This is a genomic window from Enterococcus sp. AZ101 (assembly GCF_050499005.1).
In the GTDB taxonomy this organism is placed as follows: domain Bacteria; phylum Bacillota; class Bacilli; order Lactobacillales; family Enterococcaceae; genus Enterococcus_L; species Enterococcus_L ureilyticus.
This window is the reverse complement of sequence record NZ_JBMHEZ010000001.1, coordinates 1,654,726-1,669,647: the sequence shown is the minus strand read 5'-3', so window position 1 is coordinate 1,669,647 and position 14,922 is coordinate 1,654,726. Positions and strand designations below refer to the sequence as shown.

Here is a 14,922-nt window from a genome sequence, read left to right as displayed (position 1 = left end):
ACAACACAATAAGCTTTTCACGAATGTACAGGTCTTCGTGAAAAGCTTGTTTTATATTGAATCTTCATTTAAAGTCATTAAGCATGTTCCGCAATATATTTCACTAATTCCTCTGTCTCCTCCCAACCTAAACATGGATCGGTAATCGACTTGCCGAATATTTTCCCATCCGCTTCTTGACGACCGCTTTCAAGGAAACTTTCGATCATAAATCCTCGCACCCAATTTTTCATATCAGTATTCCAAGTCCGATTGATTAAGGTTTCTTGGACGATCCTGATTTGTTCGGTATGCTTTTTACCAGAATTGTCATGATTTGTGTCGACGACAATAAAAGGATTTTGATACTTACCCGCTTTATAAAGATCAACTACTTTTACTAAATCTTCATAATGATAATTTGGAATATCCTCACCATATTCATTTAAGCCACCTCTTAATACAACGTGTGCTAAAGGATTTGAACTTGATTCGACTTCAAGACCATTAAAAATAAATTCTTGTTTCTGTTGTGCAGCATACAAAGAATTAAATAAGACCTTCAAATTCCCACTGGTCGGATTTTTCAACCCTGTTGGTTGGTCAATCCCGCTTGCGACAAAACGATGCTGTTGATCCTCAACAGAGCGTGCACCAACAGCGATATAACTCACTAAATCTTGTACAAATTCTAAATTTTCAGGATAAAGCATTTCATCAGCAGTTGTTAAACCAGTTTCACTAATAACACGGTTATGCAAACTACGAACTGCTGCGATTCCTTTGATCAGATTACTTTTTCCTTCGGGATTTTGTTGGTGTAATAAACCTTTGTAGCCGTCGCCATTTGTTCTTGGTTTATTGGTATAGATTCGTGGTACCATAAAGATTTTATCTTGGACTTTTTCTTGTAATTTAGCGAGTCGAGTGACATACTCCATTACAGCTTCTTCGTTGTGAGCAGAACAAGGCCCAATTATTAGCAAGATTTTTTTACTTTTTCCTTCAATGATTTCTTTTAATTCTTGATCTCTAATTGCTTTTAATTGTTCTTGTTCAGGTGTTAATTTAGATAGTGCTTTTACTTGTTCAAAATTGATTGGTTCACTCAATGCTTTAAAACTCATACGATAACTTCCCTTCATTTTATCTGACACTCAAACAATAAAAGACTGATCTAGTAAATAAAAAAGGCCTCGTCTTTTCCATTTCTGAAAAAGGACGAGACCGATCGATCCGTGTTACCACCTTTGTTTACAATTCGTTTGCACTCATTGACTTATCAGGTACAAAATTATACCCTGGCACAATAACGGGTGCACTTAGCCGTCACAGCCTACTTGATTCGGTGTGAAGTTCAAAGAGGAATTCGGATACCTTAGGATCATGCGCCTCTCAACAACCGGCTACTTTCTGTTCACCTGTACTATCTTACTAGTTCTTATCAAAACTTTTATTGTTTATTGAAGTCATTGTAAGAGATTCTTTCAAAATTGTCAATCTTTTTCAGAAAAAAAGTCACTGAGAAAAAGTTTAACGAGTTTTATCTAAGTGACACTTCAATTGGATCAGCATCATGTCATAGGTAATTTTATTATAGAACTATCCAGGATTTAAAGCGCTGATGCCACCTCGTCAGTTGATTGATTCTTTTTCTTTTGTTGGCACTCTTGGCAAATACCATGAAAAGTGAGACGATGATCCTTTACTAAAAAATGATAGCGTTGCTCCACCACTTCTTCCACTTCTCCTAGCAAATCTTCTTCCACCTCTTCGATGTTCCCACATTCTAAACATAACAGATGGTGATGGAAGTGTTTTGCTCCTTCTTTGCGCAAGTCATAACGAGCTAATCCATCATTAAAACTTACTTTGTCAACGACTTTTAAGTCAGTTAAAATTTCTAGTGTACGATAAACAGTTGCTAAACCAATCTCTGGGCTTTTTTGTTTTACTAAAAAGTAAATTTCTTCGGCTGATAAATGATCTTTCTCATTTTCAAGCAATACCAAAACAGTTGCTTCTCGTTGAGGCGTTAGTTTGAAACCAGATTCATGCAATTGTTGTTTTGTTTTTTTTAAAGCAGCAGTAGAATCCATAAATGCAGCCCCTTATTTATAATTATTTTAATCTAGATTTGAATTTCTATAGCACTAAATTATAATAAGTATAAAATAACTCGAATATTTTTGCAAGTGATTCTCAATTAGAATGAAAGATCTATTCTTTTTCTTGTTGTTCTTCTTTTAAAATTGTAAATCCTGCTTCTTGAATAATTTTTCCTTGTTTCAATAAATTACCGATTGCACGTTTGAATTGAGCTTTGCTGATCCCAAAAGTTTGTTTGATCTCTTCTGGATTTGATTTATCTGTAAATGGAATCTTATGCTCAGCAGAGCGTTCTAAGAATGTCAAAATCATTGCAGCATCATCACTAATTGCTTCGTAGCCACGAGGTTTTAAAGAGATATTCACAATACCATCAGGACGTACACCAATCACTCGACCATTGACGCGTTCACCTAATCGAGGTTCTTGATAACGTTCTGAAGGGTGAATAAATGCAATATAAAAGTCATCGGTCAAAACAAATGAACCGATCATCTTTAAGCGATACACGATACCACTGATATTTTCATTTTTCAGCTCTTCTGTTCCTGGTTTTGCCATCGCCTTAAAAATCTTCTCATCGGCTAGTTCTCCCCAAATTCGTTCCTTATTATCAACTTTTAAGGAAACCATCAGCTGGTCGCCTTTTTTAGGCCATAATTCACGCATTACAGGCAGTTCATCTAAAGAGACAACAACATCCTTATCTTTTAATCCAATGTCCACAAAGGCACCTAAATCGCGCCTAGTGCCTGTGACTGTTCCAAACGCATATTGCCCGACTCGAGCAGTTGGAATATTTGTTGTCATTTCAGGTTCTTGTTTTTGGTTCATATAACCAAAGCCTTCTACAGCTTCCCCAATTTCATGCGTTCCTTCTTCCTTAGATAAACGCAAAGTAATCCCATTTTTTTGTAAAAAGTAATGGGTCTCATTTTCATCGATCACTAATGCTGTAAAAATATTCGCTAATAGTTCGTTCATACTATTCTCCTTCTGGCACTTAGCCTAAAAAAATCCGTAATACGGCAATTGTAATGATTCCTACTACAACTGTTTTCATTAAATCTTTTGTACGAATAGCAACAAGTAAAGTAGGAATACAACTTAACGCTTCTAACGTTTTCACTTTAGGAAAGCCTGTCGCCTGAACTTCTAAAATACTCTGAAATAAGAGTGCCGTCAAGATACAAATTGGAATATAAGATAAAAATCGAAGAAACCAATCTGGGAAATCCACACGTTTTGAAATTAGAAAAGGAAGTATCCTCGGTATCCAAGTGACGATCGAACAACCTAAAATTGTTAATAATACATAATTGCTACTCATGATGATTCACCATCCCAACTGTACAACCTAAAAGAGTTGCAAATAAAACGGATAGTTCTGGCGAAAGAAAACCCATTAATAAATAAAGTGATACGCAAACTGTGCCTAAAACGATCAACGTTTCTTTCGTATATTTCTTTATTGGTCCATCTACTTGCAAAACAAATAGTCCAGCAAACATTGCCACCAAAGCAAAATCTAATCCCAATAAATAAGGGTCAGGAATCCATGTACCTAAAACTCCACCAACGATTGTTGAAATAATCCAAGCTAAATAAGCCGTTATATTCAATCCATGCGTCCAAGCTGAACTGACTCGATGTTCGTTACTCAAAGCCCCCATCAGAACACCATATGATTCATCTGTCAATAGTGTACCAATACCAATGCTAGTAATCAGCGGCTCTTTTTTAAAATAGGACGCAACAGACATACTCATTAAGAAATGCCGTAAATTGACTAAAAATGTTGTAAAGATAATAGCTGAAATCGGTGAATGAATCACAAGCATACCACAGATTATAAATTGTGCTCCGCCAGCATAAACCAAAATCGACATTAACGCTATTTCTAAAACCGATAATCCGACGTTTTTACCAACTACACCTGCTGCAATCCCGATGCCCAAATAACCTAAAATGGTTGGTATACAAGCATAGACACCTTCCTTAAACGTTAGATATTCTTTTTTTTCCATACTGTTCTCCTTGCTTCTAAAATCAATCGTCATCGATTTTTCCTTTTATATGCAGTGGAAGAAAAACGAGGGTGAAACAAAAGGAAAAAACACTTTTGTCCCAACCTCACTTTTATTTTCACAAAAATTAAATACTATCTTCCAGCATTTCTTGAAGCATTACCTTTAAACCAACCCGTTTTGGCATTGATCGTCACAAGATATTGATCATCAGCTCCATAGAGATTGTAATAACCTTCACCATTGATGATTCTTGCTGGTTGTAACGAGTAGGCTCCGGCTGTTATATAGCCTCGTTCGATACACGTAGCAATTACTTTCTCCTGAACACCAGGTGCCCAACTCCAAGCAGGATTGCTCAGATCACTGACATCGTTGGCATCCACCGAATAAACTGGAGCCGTATAAACTCCTTGTGCATTAGGAGCAGAAAAAGTATCTGAATCTGGTTGAACACCTGCTGTTGTTTGTGTATTATTTTCTAGATTATCAGAAACTGCTGGTGTTTGCTCTGGCACAACTTGTTGCGTTGGAATAGATGCAGCCTCTGCATCGGCCAATGATTTATCTGCCTTAACTAAAACATCACTCAAGGGCTTCCGTAATTCTACGTTTTTAACTTGATCTACTTCATTTTTTGCCGTTGTATAATTTTCTCTTGTCAAAGCTTCTGTCAATGCATTATCCTTATAAAAAACATCGACCGCTGCTTTCGCTTTTTGTAATTGATCATACTGGCTCACAGCTTGATCAGTCGCTTGATTTAATAATGTATCAAACGCATCTTGCTCTTCACGCTTGGCAAGATCAATTTTTTTGTCTGCTTTGATTGTTGCATCTTTTAGCTTGCTACCATCAATGATTGGCTGAGTAAATAGTTCATTTACTTTTGTGATCGCTGCTTGTTTATCAATGACTTTATTATATGTTTCCTCTAATGCCTTATAATTAGACGTTTCTTTTAATGTATCTAAATTTTCTTTGATCGTTTTTGTGCTAACACTTACCATTTCGGGTTTTAAAAACAATTGTTTATCATCGGTAAAATAGCTATTTAACTCTTTTTCGGTTTGTATTACTAATTTGTCTTTGTTTTGTGTTACCTGCCCTTGGTCAGCAGATTTGTTCTGCATTTGATTATACGCAAACCATGAACCTCCGGCTAAGACAACAGCTGCCGCTAAAACAATAGAGAGTTTCTTATAATTGTTCGTTACGGCTGGAGTAACAGCCTTATTTTTGTTTTCTTCTTGTATTTTATTTGTCTCGGTTTGCTTTTCAAATTGATCTTTTATGGCATTAGACACTTCAGGTTCTTTAAAGAAAATAGGTGCCGCATCCATCTCGATTTCCTCGGGCTTTTTACTTTTTGATGGAATCTCCGCTTGTTTATTCGGTAATGCTTTCGGACCAATCGGTGTTGTTACACCAGTTTCTGCAGGCTTAGTGAATTTTGTGATTTCATCTTTTGGTCTATCTTTTCTTATTTGTTCTGACTTTTCATTCGTTGAGCCATTCGTCTCATTTTCTAGTTCATTTGATTTCACTTCATCTTGTCCTGTATGATTTGATTCTGACGGCTCATCGATTTTAACCAATTGATCACTTGCTAATTCGTTATTAGATTCTTTATTTGTTCGCACTGGGCTGTCTGATTGCTCGTTTTTATGTTCATTGATATATTGATTCAGTGCTGCAGTATTTTCCAGTTCTTCTTTTTTTGAGATCACTGGGCTTGTTTCTTCTTTTGTAGAGGATGACTCCTTTGTGTTTTGTCTAGTATTTTCCTCTGGCGTTTCTGTTTTAGTTTCTGCTATTCCTTCTGTTGCTTTTTCTTCTGTTTTCTCTTCATTGAACATCGTCATTACATGACCGATGCTCATATCTTTCAATTCAGACCATTCGATATTTTCATTTTGTTCTTTATTTAGAAAACTAGAAGTCTCTGCTTTTTTGTCTTGTTTCTGTTGTGTCTGCTCTTCATTAAATGAGTAACCACATTCAGAGCAAGTTTCTGCTTGATTATCTATTTCGGTGCCGCAATTCGGACATTGTTTCGTCATTCATTCCGCCTCACATTCTACTGATTCCTAAATCTAATCTACCATAAAATCTTGTTTCTTCCAATATGTACTTTCTAACTTTTTTGTTACGATTGTTAAAAACAGCCCTTTCCGAAAGAAATCGAAAAGAGCTGTTCAAATTTTAAGAAAAACTTCTTATTCTAGAAAATCTTTTAATTGTTTAGAACGAGAAGGATGACGTAGTTTACGTAGTGCTTTGGCTTCGATTTGACGAATTCGTTCACGAGTTACACCAAAAACTTTCCCCACTTCTTCTAGAGTACGGGTACGTCCATCATCTAAACCAAAACGTAAACGTAAAACATTTTCTTCACGATCAGTCAGTGTATCTAAAACATCTTCTAATTGTTCCTTCAACAATTCATAAGCAGCATGTTCAGCTGGACTAGTTGCATCTTGGTCTTCAATGAAGTCTCCAAGATGAGAGTCATCTTCTTCACCAATTGGCGTTTCTAAAGAAACAGGCTCTTGTGCTATTTTCAAAATTTCGCGGACTTTTTCAGTTGGTAAGTCCATTTCTGCACCGATTTCTTCAGGCGTTGGTTCCCGACCTAAATCTTGTAACAATTGGCGTTGGATACGAATCAATTTATTGATCGTTTCCACCATATGCACAGGAATCCGAATCGTTCTTGCTTGGTCAGCGATAGCACGAGTGATTGCTTGACGAATCCACCAAGTAGCATACGTTGAGAATTTAAACCCTTTACGATAGTCAAATTTCTCAACAGCTTTCATTAGTCCCATATTTCCTTCTTGGATCAAATCCAGGAATTGCATCCCACGACCTACATAACGTTTGGCAATTGAAACAACTAAACGTAAGTTTGCTTCTGCTAAACGTTGTTTTGCTTCTTGGTCGCCTTCTTCGATTTTTAGTGCTAATTCGACTTCTTCCGCTGCAGTTAATAATTGTACACGCCCGATTTCTTTCAGGTACATACGAACAGGGTCATTGATTTTAACACCAGTAGGGGCAGATAAATCTTCCATTTGGGCTTTTTCAGCAACTTTTGCATCTTTTTTTAGACTATGTTCACTTGGATCACCATTCTCATCTACGACACTGATACCAGCATCTTCAACTTTTTGGATCAATTTTTCCATTTCGTCTGCATTCAATGTAAACGGCGTTGCTAATTTGTTTGTTAAATCATCATAAAGAACATTGCCTTTCGGTTTGCTCTCTTTGATAAAGGCCGCCAATGCAGCTGCATATTTTTTTTCTGTTTCTTTTTCCATGAAAGAAGGCCCCCTTCATTTTTCCATTCGATTAAATATATAAATAATAGTCAAATACATTATCTGGACATATTCATTATGACAATGTACGACTTTTTTGCAATTGTCTTACTAAGTTAATCATTTCGATCGCTAGTTCGTCTACCAATTGTTTATTCCCAAGACGTTCAGCTTCTTTTTTTTGCAATTGTTTTTGCTGAATCAAATCGTCTAAACTAGAATTTGCAATCACCCTTATCACATCCGCAATCTCTCTTTCAGAACTTTCTTCTGAAATCGTCTGTAACGAAATATCGATTGCCAATTTTTTTATCGTTTCTTCTTTTAAATAATCGATAAAATCTGCAAGTAAAAAGTCCGAGTGAACACTCATGTAGCTATCTAATAATAGGTAAAGCTCTTGATATTGATCATGTGCGAAATTAAACTCAGGTAATTGAATCAATTGATTTCGAACACTTTGTTCATTCATCAAACGATACAATAATGTACGTTCTGCTTTTTCTACTTGTGTTAACGGTAATTTATTTTGTGTAGAAGGAACAACGACTTCTTCAAACATTTCTGGCGGTTCCATTAGACCCGTCATTTCATCAAACGCTTGAGGCGGCGGTGCGACTTGTTGCTGTCTTTCCCTTCTCTTCGTAGAGCGTTGTTGTGTTTCCAGTTGTTTTAACTGTTCTTCTAAAGAGTGGAAGGACAACTGAAATTCTTGCGCCAACTGATTTAGATAACGATCACGCTCTAGAGGCGATTGAACTAGTAACAATTCCTGTAATAATTCATTGACATAATCAAGCTGCTCTTTTTCATTATTCATGTTTCTAGTCAAACGGTGATACTGCATTTTAAAGCTAAACACCGTTTCTCGACCATGGAGTGCTAACTCCCGAAAAGAGTCGTTGCCGTATTTTCTTAAATAATCATCTGGATCCAATTTTTCAGGAATACTTACGATACTTAATTGAAACCTGCTATGTTCACTTAATAATGAAATTGCTCGATTTGTTGCTTCTACTCCAGCAGTATCTCCATCATAGCAAACAACAAGTTCTTTTGCTACACGTTCAAGCTTACGAATCTGCTCATTAGTCAAACTAGTTCCCATAGAAGCAACGCCACTAGTGATACCAGCCTGCCATGCCGCGATCACATCCATAAAACCTTCAAATAAAAACACGGTATTTTCCTTACGGATTTCTTTGCGCGCTTTATCAAAGTTAAATAATGTCTCTCTTTTATTAAACAAGACGGTTTCCGGACTGTTTAAATATTTAGGCATATCGTCACCTAGAAAATCTTCTGTTTTAAGAAGTCTCCCAGAAAAGGCAATCACGTTTCCGCGATCATCGCTGATTGGAAACATCACTCGTTGATAAAAGCGATCTAAAAATTCACCATTATCTCTTTGGATAAACAATCCAGATTCTTTAGATAAATCTTCAGCGACTTCTTCATTTTGGAATACTTGACTTAAAAAGTCGCGTTTTTGAGGAGCAAAACCGATTTTAAATGTTTCAATGAGTTCTTTTGTTAACCCACGTTCCAATAAATAATTTAACGCCGGTTCACCTATCTGAGTATTCATCAAAACATGATGATATAAATCTGCTGCCTTTTTATGAAGTTCGATCAATTTGCGATTTTGTACGTTTTCCGTTGGGTTAGAATCCATCGTATTAGCCCAATCGATATTCACTGGTATCTGCTCTAACTCAGCAACTCTGCGGACAGATTCGGGGAAATTGATTCCTTCTATTTCCTGCAGAAAATTAAAAACAGTTCCACCTTTTCCGCAGCCAAAACAATGAAAAATTTGCTTGTCTTCTGCTACTGAAAATGAAGGGGAACGTTCTTCATGAAACGGACATAGACCCATATAATTCTTGCCGGATTTTTTCAATTGAACATATTGTCCAACTACATCAACAATATTCGTACGTTGTCTTACTTCCTCAATCACTTCTTGAGGGATTCTTTGTGCCACTGTTCTCACCTCCAAAATAGCGAAAAGCTAATTTATGCGATAGTCAGTAAAAAAGCACTGAAATCTTCAGCGCGACTTTTATAAAGACACAATTACACATATTTCATTGTATCATACTAAACATAATTTTCAAGTAAATTGCATCTTTATTTTCAAAACATTTGATTTCATCTGATTAGGTTTACATAATAATAATATAGTAACCTTTGTGTAATGAAAAAGAAAAAACAGATATACGTTCATCTGTCTTTTCTCTTTAACTTTTTCAACGTCTATCTCAAAATCACACTTTGGTTTGCGTATCTTGTGCAGTCCATAATTCTTTAACAACAGGAATATTTCCTAATTCTGTCATATTACTTGGTAAAATCACTGTGTTTGCATCACTGCTAACAACTTGTTTAAAGGCTTCTATTCCTAGGTAAGCCAACGCTTGTTCATTCAAATCACTATCTTTGATGGCTTGATTCAAAGCCAAAATACGTTGTCTTTCTGCTTCTGTTGTAATACGGATTCGTTCGGCTTCTGCATCAGCATCAATTTTCGTACGTTGCGCACGAGCTTCGGCATCGATTTTTGTTTGTTTTGCACGAGCTTCGGCGTCAATCTGCATCTGCGAAGCATTCGCTTCTGAATCCAAAATAATCGATTGCTTTCTACCTTCTGAAATCGTGATCGTCGATTCTTTATCTCGACTAGCTGTGATTAGTTTATTCATCGAATTGACAATTTCATCCGAAACAGAAATTTCACCAATATTGATTCGGTCGATCGACAAACCATAACCTGCCGTAATATCCTTTACACTTTCAAATAAACTAACATTGATTTCTTCTGTTCCATTCAGCACTTCATTTAAATCCATTTTACCGATGATTCCACGTAAGTTTGACTGACAATCTTGAATCATTGAGGTAACAGAATCTTCGTTATCATAGACAAACGCACGAACATCCGTCACGTGATATTTGATTGCTTCATCAACTTCAACAATTACATTGTCGCGGGTGATTACACTTTGAGATTCAATTTCTAAAGGTGTTTGTTTTAAAGAAACACGACCACGTACCTTATACAAAACAGGAATTAGGAAATGAAGACCTGGATCGATCGTTTTAACATATTTCCCAAAACTTTCAACGATTTTCACTTCACCCTGTTGAACGATAATCACCATTTTTGAAATAAGGACCAAAATCAAAACAAGAACGAGGATAAAAATTAGAATATTAAGGATTATCAATATAATTCACATCACTTTCGAATAAATAATTGTTCACCGTTACAAATAATTCAGTACTGGAAAAATCTACTACTTCCAGCATCGCCCCCTTTTCAGGGATACCATTAATTACACGATACATATAGGGACTACCATATATTCGAATTACGCCATTAAAATTATCTGTAGCAGATCGAAAACATTTTCCGATAGTTTTGCGCATTTGATACTCTCCACTCATAGATACCCCTCCCTATTTCCATACCTTTTATGCCATTTTAAAGATCCTTGATGGTTTTACCAGCTCGTTTCATTTGGAAAAGACCAATCATGATCCGAATCACGATATTAATAAGCATCATTACCGCAAATATCGGTAAGGTTTGCTGAGTTAAAAAGCCTACTTCTAAAATACTGTGGAACAGCATTGCCGCCACATAAATTCCACCTACGGTTGTGACTGCTAAGAAAATACGTAATGGATTGAACGGTAAACATGCCCGAACAACTGCCATACAACTAATTCCAATCAACAAGTAATACATTAGTGTTGTGGTATCCATTTGGCTAAAGCCTTGATTTTGTCCCATCAAATAAACTGTCACAATGTTTAATACAACTAAGACTGCATTAACGGATGCATTTCTTAGTGCAGTCGGTAAAAATTCCCCTTTAACTTTACGTCTGTCGCCTTCAAATGATAAGAAGAAGGCTGGATATCCTTCAATTGCCAAATCGATCAAGGTAATTTGGATTGGTATAAAAGGAAATGCGATTGTTGTAAAGACACAAATCATGGATAAAATAAATGAATAAATCGTTTTGATAAAGAAGACACTAGCAACTTTTGTCACATTGTTGACCACGCGTCGACCTTCAAACAAGACATCTGGCAGTGTTGTAAAATCAGAGTCTAATAATACTAAGTTTGAAATTTGTCTAGTAGCCCCATCACCTTCAGCCATAGCAATACTACAATCTGCTTCTCTCAATGCTAGGACATCATTAACTCCATCACCTGTCATTGCAACCACATGATCGTTATCCTTTAATTCTCTAACAATCGTTCTCTTTTGTTGCGGCGTTACTCGACCAAACACCGTATAGTCATGGACTGCTTGACGCACTTGCGCTTCTGTCTCCATCGTTGACATATCAACATATGATTCATAGCCAAATAATCCAGCACGGCGAGCGATATTAGAAACTGTCACAGGATTGTCACCAGAAATCACTTTCAAGTCAATCCCTTCTTCACGTAAATAGGCTAATGTTTCACTAGCATTTTGACGAATCGGATCATCAATTTCTAAAACTGCTAATGGTTCTAAAAAAGGTATCTTTTCTTCATCTAATGATGTATTTTCTGCAATTCCTAACATTAGCACTCGATATCCCTCTTCTTGCGCTTCAATCACTTCTTTTGGTAAGCGATCGGCAGCAACCAGTTTTTCGGGCGCTCCAAGATAGACTGTTCCTAATTCGTTAAATTCAATTGCCCCCCATTTTCTTTCAGAAGAAAATGGCAGACTCTTTACTGCTCCATAACGATTGGAAAGATCGAAGTGATTCCGAATAGCTTGCATCGTGATATTATTATCTGTACTTTCCGCTAAATAACTACCGATGATTTGCGGAAAGTTTTCATGATAACTTGCATGTAAGACTGCTACTTTTTGAACTTTCATTTTTCCTTCAGTGATTGTTCCTGTCTTATCCAAACACAGTGTATCAACATGAGCTAATGTTTCGATTGAGTACATATCTTGAACTAAAATCCGTTTTTTCGCTAGTTTTACAACACCTGTTGTAAGGGTGATACTGATCAACAAGACCAATCCTTTTGGCAACATGCCCAATAAAGCAGCAGCGGATGCCACTACAGATGCTTCAATTCCAGAGTTACGAATCATGAAACCTTCCACAAATAAAATGATCCCTAAAGGAATAATCACTAAACTTGTGAATTTAGATACTTTGCGAATTGAATTTACTAATTCAGATTGAATTGGTTTATGCACTTTTGCTTCTGCTGTGATTTTAACCGCATAATTATCTGCTCCAACATGAACAACTTTTGCATAAACTTGCCCGCTTGCTAGAAAACTGCCTGATAGTAACACATCGCCAGCTATTTTTTCGATTAAATCAGACTCACCGGTCAATAAGGCTTCATTCGCTTCTGCTTTTCCTTCTATAACTTCCATATCTGAAGGAACTTGCTCACCAGCAGAAATCACAACAATATCATCCAGCACTAATTCTGTTGTATCGATCTCTACTTCTTTTCCTTCACGAATCACATGAACGCTTTCTTTAGAAACAATTGATAACTTCTGAACTAAATTTCTAGCATGAATTTCTTGATAGATCCCCATCCCCATATTGACTAGAATAATAGCTAAAAAAGCTAAGTTAGAATACGCACCCACAAAAAGTAGGCAGAGTGCAATTCCAAAATTTAAAAAGTTGAACAATGTCATGAGGTTATCATAAATAATATCTTTTGTTGATTTAGCCACATTTTCTTCATAATCATTCTGTAAACCTTGTTTTTTTCGTTCTTCTACCTCTATTTGAGTCAATCCTTGTTTCAGGTCAAACTTATTTGTCATGAATTTAATTCCCTACTTTCTCCTTGTTGAAACTATATCTTCTTTAGTTTACTTGTAAATAGAAAGAAGTTCAAGAAAATCCTTAAGAATTCGTACCATTCAATAGACGACATTCTTAAGGATCACTAATTTAGCCTTTAAATTATTTTAACCATTTAATAAATTGCTGGTTCATCTTGACCAGATCAGCATAAAACATGTTCCCGCCATTACTATATAAGAATCCTCCATTATAAATTAGCGCTTGCGGACGATAATACCGATAGGTTTGTTGATTCGTATTTCCAAGTAATGGTGATAACACTTCTTTTGAATATTCTTCTGCCAAGCGAACTGAATTTTTACCTCCCTGCTCTTTAACAAAGGCAATATAATCTAATCCAAAATTATACGCTTGAACAGCTGTCCATATATCACAGCCCGCTTCATTTGATTTTTCGATTGCTTGGGCTAAAAATGCGACCCCCGCATCAAGACTTTCTTCCGTGCTACCGATCATTTGTCTTTTACCGTAAGCACTCTCGCTACTTTGCATCAAATCTTCTGAAAGTCCTTTTGATTCAGTATAAATAATTGCTAACACCAAATTTTTGTATTCAGGAATATTATTTTTCTTTACTACTCGTTCTACTTCTGTTTCATAAGTCATAACCTGTTGAACATTTTGGCGAATTTTAAAACCAAAGTAGCCCAAACCGATGATCAATAACAGAAGAAATAACCAAAGTATTCTTTTTACGATTTTCATCAATTTACTCATCTTATCATCCAAACTTTTTTTGTGTAGTTTTCATAATACGTTATTATTCAAAAAAAATCTAAAAAAAGGTTGATTCTTTATCATTCTTTAATAAAAATTTGCTACTATTCTTCTATCCATTTTAGTTTTAAATATTTTGAAAAACCGCTATACTAAACGAGATGGGTGGTAAGGATATGAAAAAAGAAAAGAAAGTTCTACTAACAACGGATAAAAGCCTCATTTATTATGAAGTTTCAGGTCACGGCACCCCTTTATTCTTACTTCATGGAAATGGAGGAAGTGGGCGCTATTTTGAAAAACAAGTACCTGTATTTAGCCGCTATTTCACAGTCTATACGGTTGACAGTCGTGCCCATGGCCGTTCAACAAACACCAGCATTGATTTAACCTTTGAGCAAATGGCTGACGACCTTTATAATATCATGGTTCAAGAACAACTCCCTCAAGCAGATATTGTCGGTTTTAGCGATGGAGCAAATCTTGCCATGGTTTTTACAAAGAAATATCCTGAATCTGTTCATCGTTTAGTACTGAATGCGGGAAATACAATTGTTCAAGGGGTTCATTTTCCTGTAAGAATTCTGACGGCAATTGAATATATTTATCTTCGATTATTGGCATTATTCAGTCAAAAAGCGAAACAGCGACTGGCGATTGTTCGATTGATGGTACAGGATATCACCATTACTGCTTTAGATTTAAAGCAGATTTCCCAAAAGACTTTAGTACTCGTCGGCAAACATGATATTATCAAGCGTAGCCATTCAATGTATTTAGCCAAAGAAATTCCACATGCTACTTTTGTGCTAATTCCAAGACAAGGACATTCTTTTGCTCGAAAGGACCCCAAAACATTTAACCAAGAAATTCTATCATTTTTAAAAGAAAAGTAGG

The 14,922-nt window shown here is 36.1% G+C and carries 13 protein-coding genes; 1 reads left to right on the top strand and 12 read right to left on the bottom strand.

Translation table 11 applies throughout. The annotated features are described in order from the left end of the window. Nucleotides 1-77: 77 nt before the first annotated feature. The 12 genes from IGJ50_RS07905 to IGJ50_RS07850 form a co-directional block, all read right to left on the bottom strand. Nucleotides 78-1,106 carry a 3-deoxy-7-phosphoheptulonate synthase gene (locus IGJ50_RS07905; RefSeq protein WP_429949776.1) on the bottom strand — a complete coding sequence of 343 codons (1,029 nt, stop codon included), beginning with the start codon at nucleotides 1,104-1,106 and terminating at the stop codon, nucleotides 78-80. A gap of 486 nt (nucleotides 1,107-1,592) precedes the next feature. Next, on the bottom strand, nucleotides 1,593-2,078 hold the full coding sequence (locus IGJ50_RS07900; RefSeq protein WP_069640681.1) for a Fur family transcriptional regulator: 486 nt from the start codon (nucleotides 2,076-2,078) through the stop codon (nucleotides 1,593-1,595). 121 nt (nucleotides 2,079-2,199) lie between these two features. Continuing rightward, nucleotides 2,200-3,072 carry a CvfB family protein gene (locus IGJ50_RS07895; protein ID WP_429949774.1) on the bottom strand — a complete coding sequence of 291 codons (873 nt, stop codon included), beginning with the start codon at nucleotides 3,070-3,072 and terminating at the stop codon, nucleotides 2,200-2,202. Nucleotides 3,073-3,091: 19 nt separating this feature from the next. Continuing rightward, nucleotides 3,092-3,418: an AzlD domain-containing protein gene (locus IGJ50_RS07890; protein WP_069640683.1), complete on the bottom strand. Its 327-nt coding sequence runs from the start codon at nucleotides 3,416-3,418 to the stop codon at nucleotides 3,092-3,094. After that, on the bottom strand, nucleotides 3,411-4,115 hold the full coding sequence (locus IGJ50_RS07885; protein ID WP_069640684.1) for an AzlC family ABC transporter permease: 705 nt from the start codon (nucleotides 4,113-4,115) through the stop codon (nucleotides 3,411-3,413). Before IGJ50_RS07885 ends, IGJ50_RS07890 begins: the two co-directional genes overlap by 8 nt. Nucleotides 4,116-4,249: 134 nt before the next feature. Then, on the bottom strand, nucleotides 4,250-6,178 hold the full coding sequence (locus tag IGJ50_RS07880; RefSeq protein ID WP_429949771.1) for a cell division site-positioning protein MapZ family protein: 1,929 nt from the start codon (nucleotides 6,176-6,178) through the stop codon (nucleotides 4,250-4,252). A 156-nt stretch (nucleotides 6,179-6,334) separates the two neighbouring features. Next, nucleotides 6,335-7,441 carry an RNA polymerase sigma factor RpoD gene (rpoD, locus tag IGJ50_RS07875; RefSeq protein WP_025868903.1) on the bottom strand — a complete coding sequence of 369 codons (1,107 nt, stop codon included), beginning with the start codon at nucleotides 7,439-7,441 and terminating at the stop codon, nucleotides 6,335-6,337. Between the two features lie 76 nt (nucleotides 7,442-7,517). Further along, a complete protein-coding gene (dnaG, locus tag IGJ50_RS07870; protein WP_429949769.1) occupies nucleotides 7,518-9,428 on the bottom strand; it encodes a DNA primase in 1,911 nt (636 codons plus the stop codon). Between the two features lie 283 nt (nucleotides 9,429-9,711). Then, nucleotides 9,712-10,605 carry an SPFH domain-containing protein gene (locus tag IGJ50_RS07865; protein WP_379896854.1) on the bottom strand — a complete coding sequence of 298 codons (894 nt, stop codon included), beginning with the start codon at nucleotides 10,603-10,605 and terminating at the stop codon, nucleotides 9,712-9,714. A gap of 52 nt (nucleotides 10,606-10,657) precedes the next feature. Further along, nucleotides 10,658-10,891 carry a hypothetical protein gene (locus IGJ50_RS07860; protein ID WP_083244395.1) on the bottom strand — a complete coding sequence of 78 codons (234 nt, stop codon included), beginning with the start codon at nucleotides 10,889-10,891 and terminating at the stop codon, nucleotides 10,658-10,660. Between the two features lie 37 nt (nucleotides 10,892-10,928). Further along, nucleotides 10,929-13,265, bottom strand: a complete 2,337-nt coding sequence (locus IGJ50_RS07855) for a cation-translocating P-type ATPase (RefSeq protein ID WP_429949767.1) — start codon at nucleotides 13,263-13,265, stop codon at nucleotides 10,929-10,931. A 142-nt stretch (nucleotides 13,266-13,407) separates the two neighbouring features. After that, nucleotides 13,408-14,025 carry a lysozyme family protein gene (locus tag IGJ50_RS07850; RefSeq protein ID WP_207120318.1) on the bottom strand — a complete coding sequence of 206 codons (618 nt, stop codon included), beginning with the start codon at nucleotides 14,023-14,025 and terminating at the stop codon, nucleotides 13,408-13,410. Between the two features lie 176 nt (nucleotides 14,026-14,201). Here IGJ50_RS07850 and IGJ50_RS07845 point away from each other — a divergent pair, with 176 nt between their 5' ends. Continuing rightward, a complete protein-coding gene (locus tag IGJ50_RS07845) occupies nucleotides 14,202-14,921 on the top strand; it encodes an alpha/beta fold hydrolase (RefSeq protein ID WP_207120317.1) in 720 nt (239 codons plus the stop codon). Nucleotide 14,922: the final 1 nt, after the last annotated feature.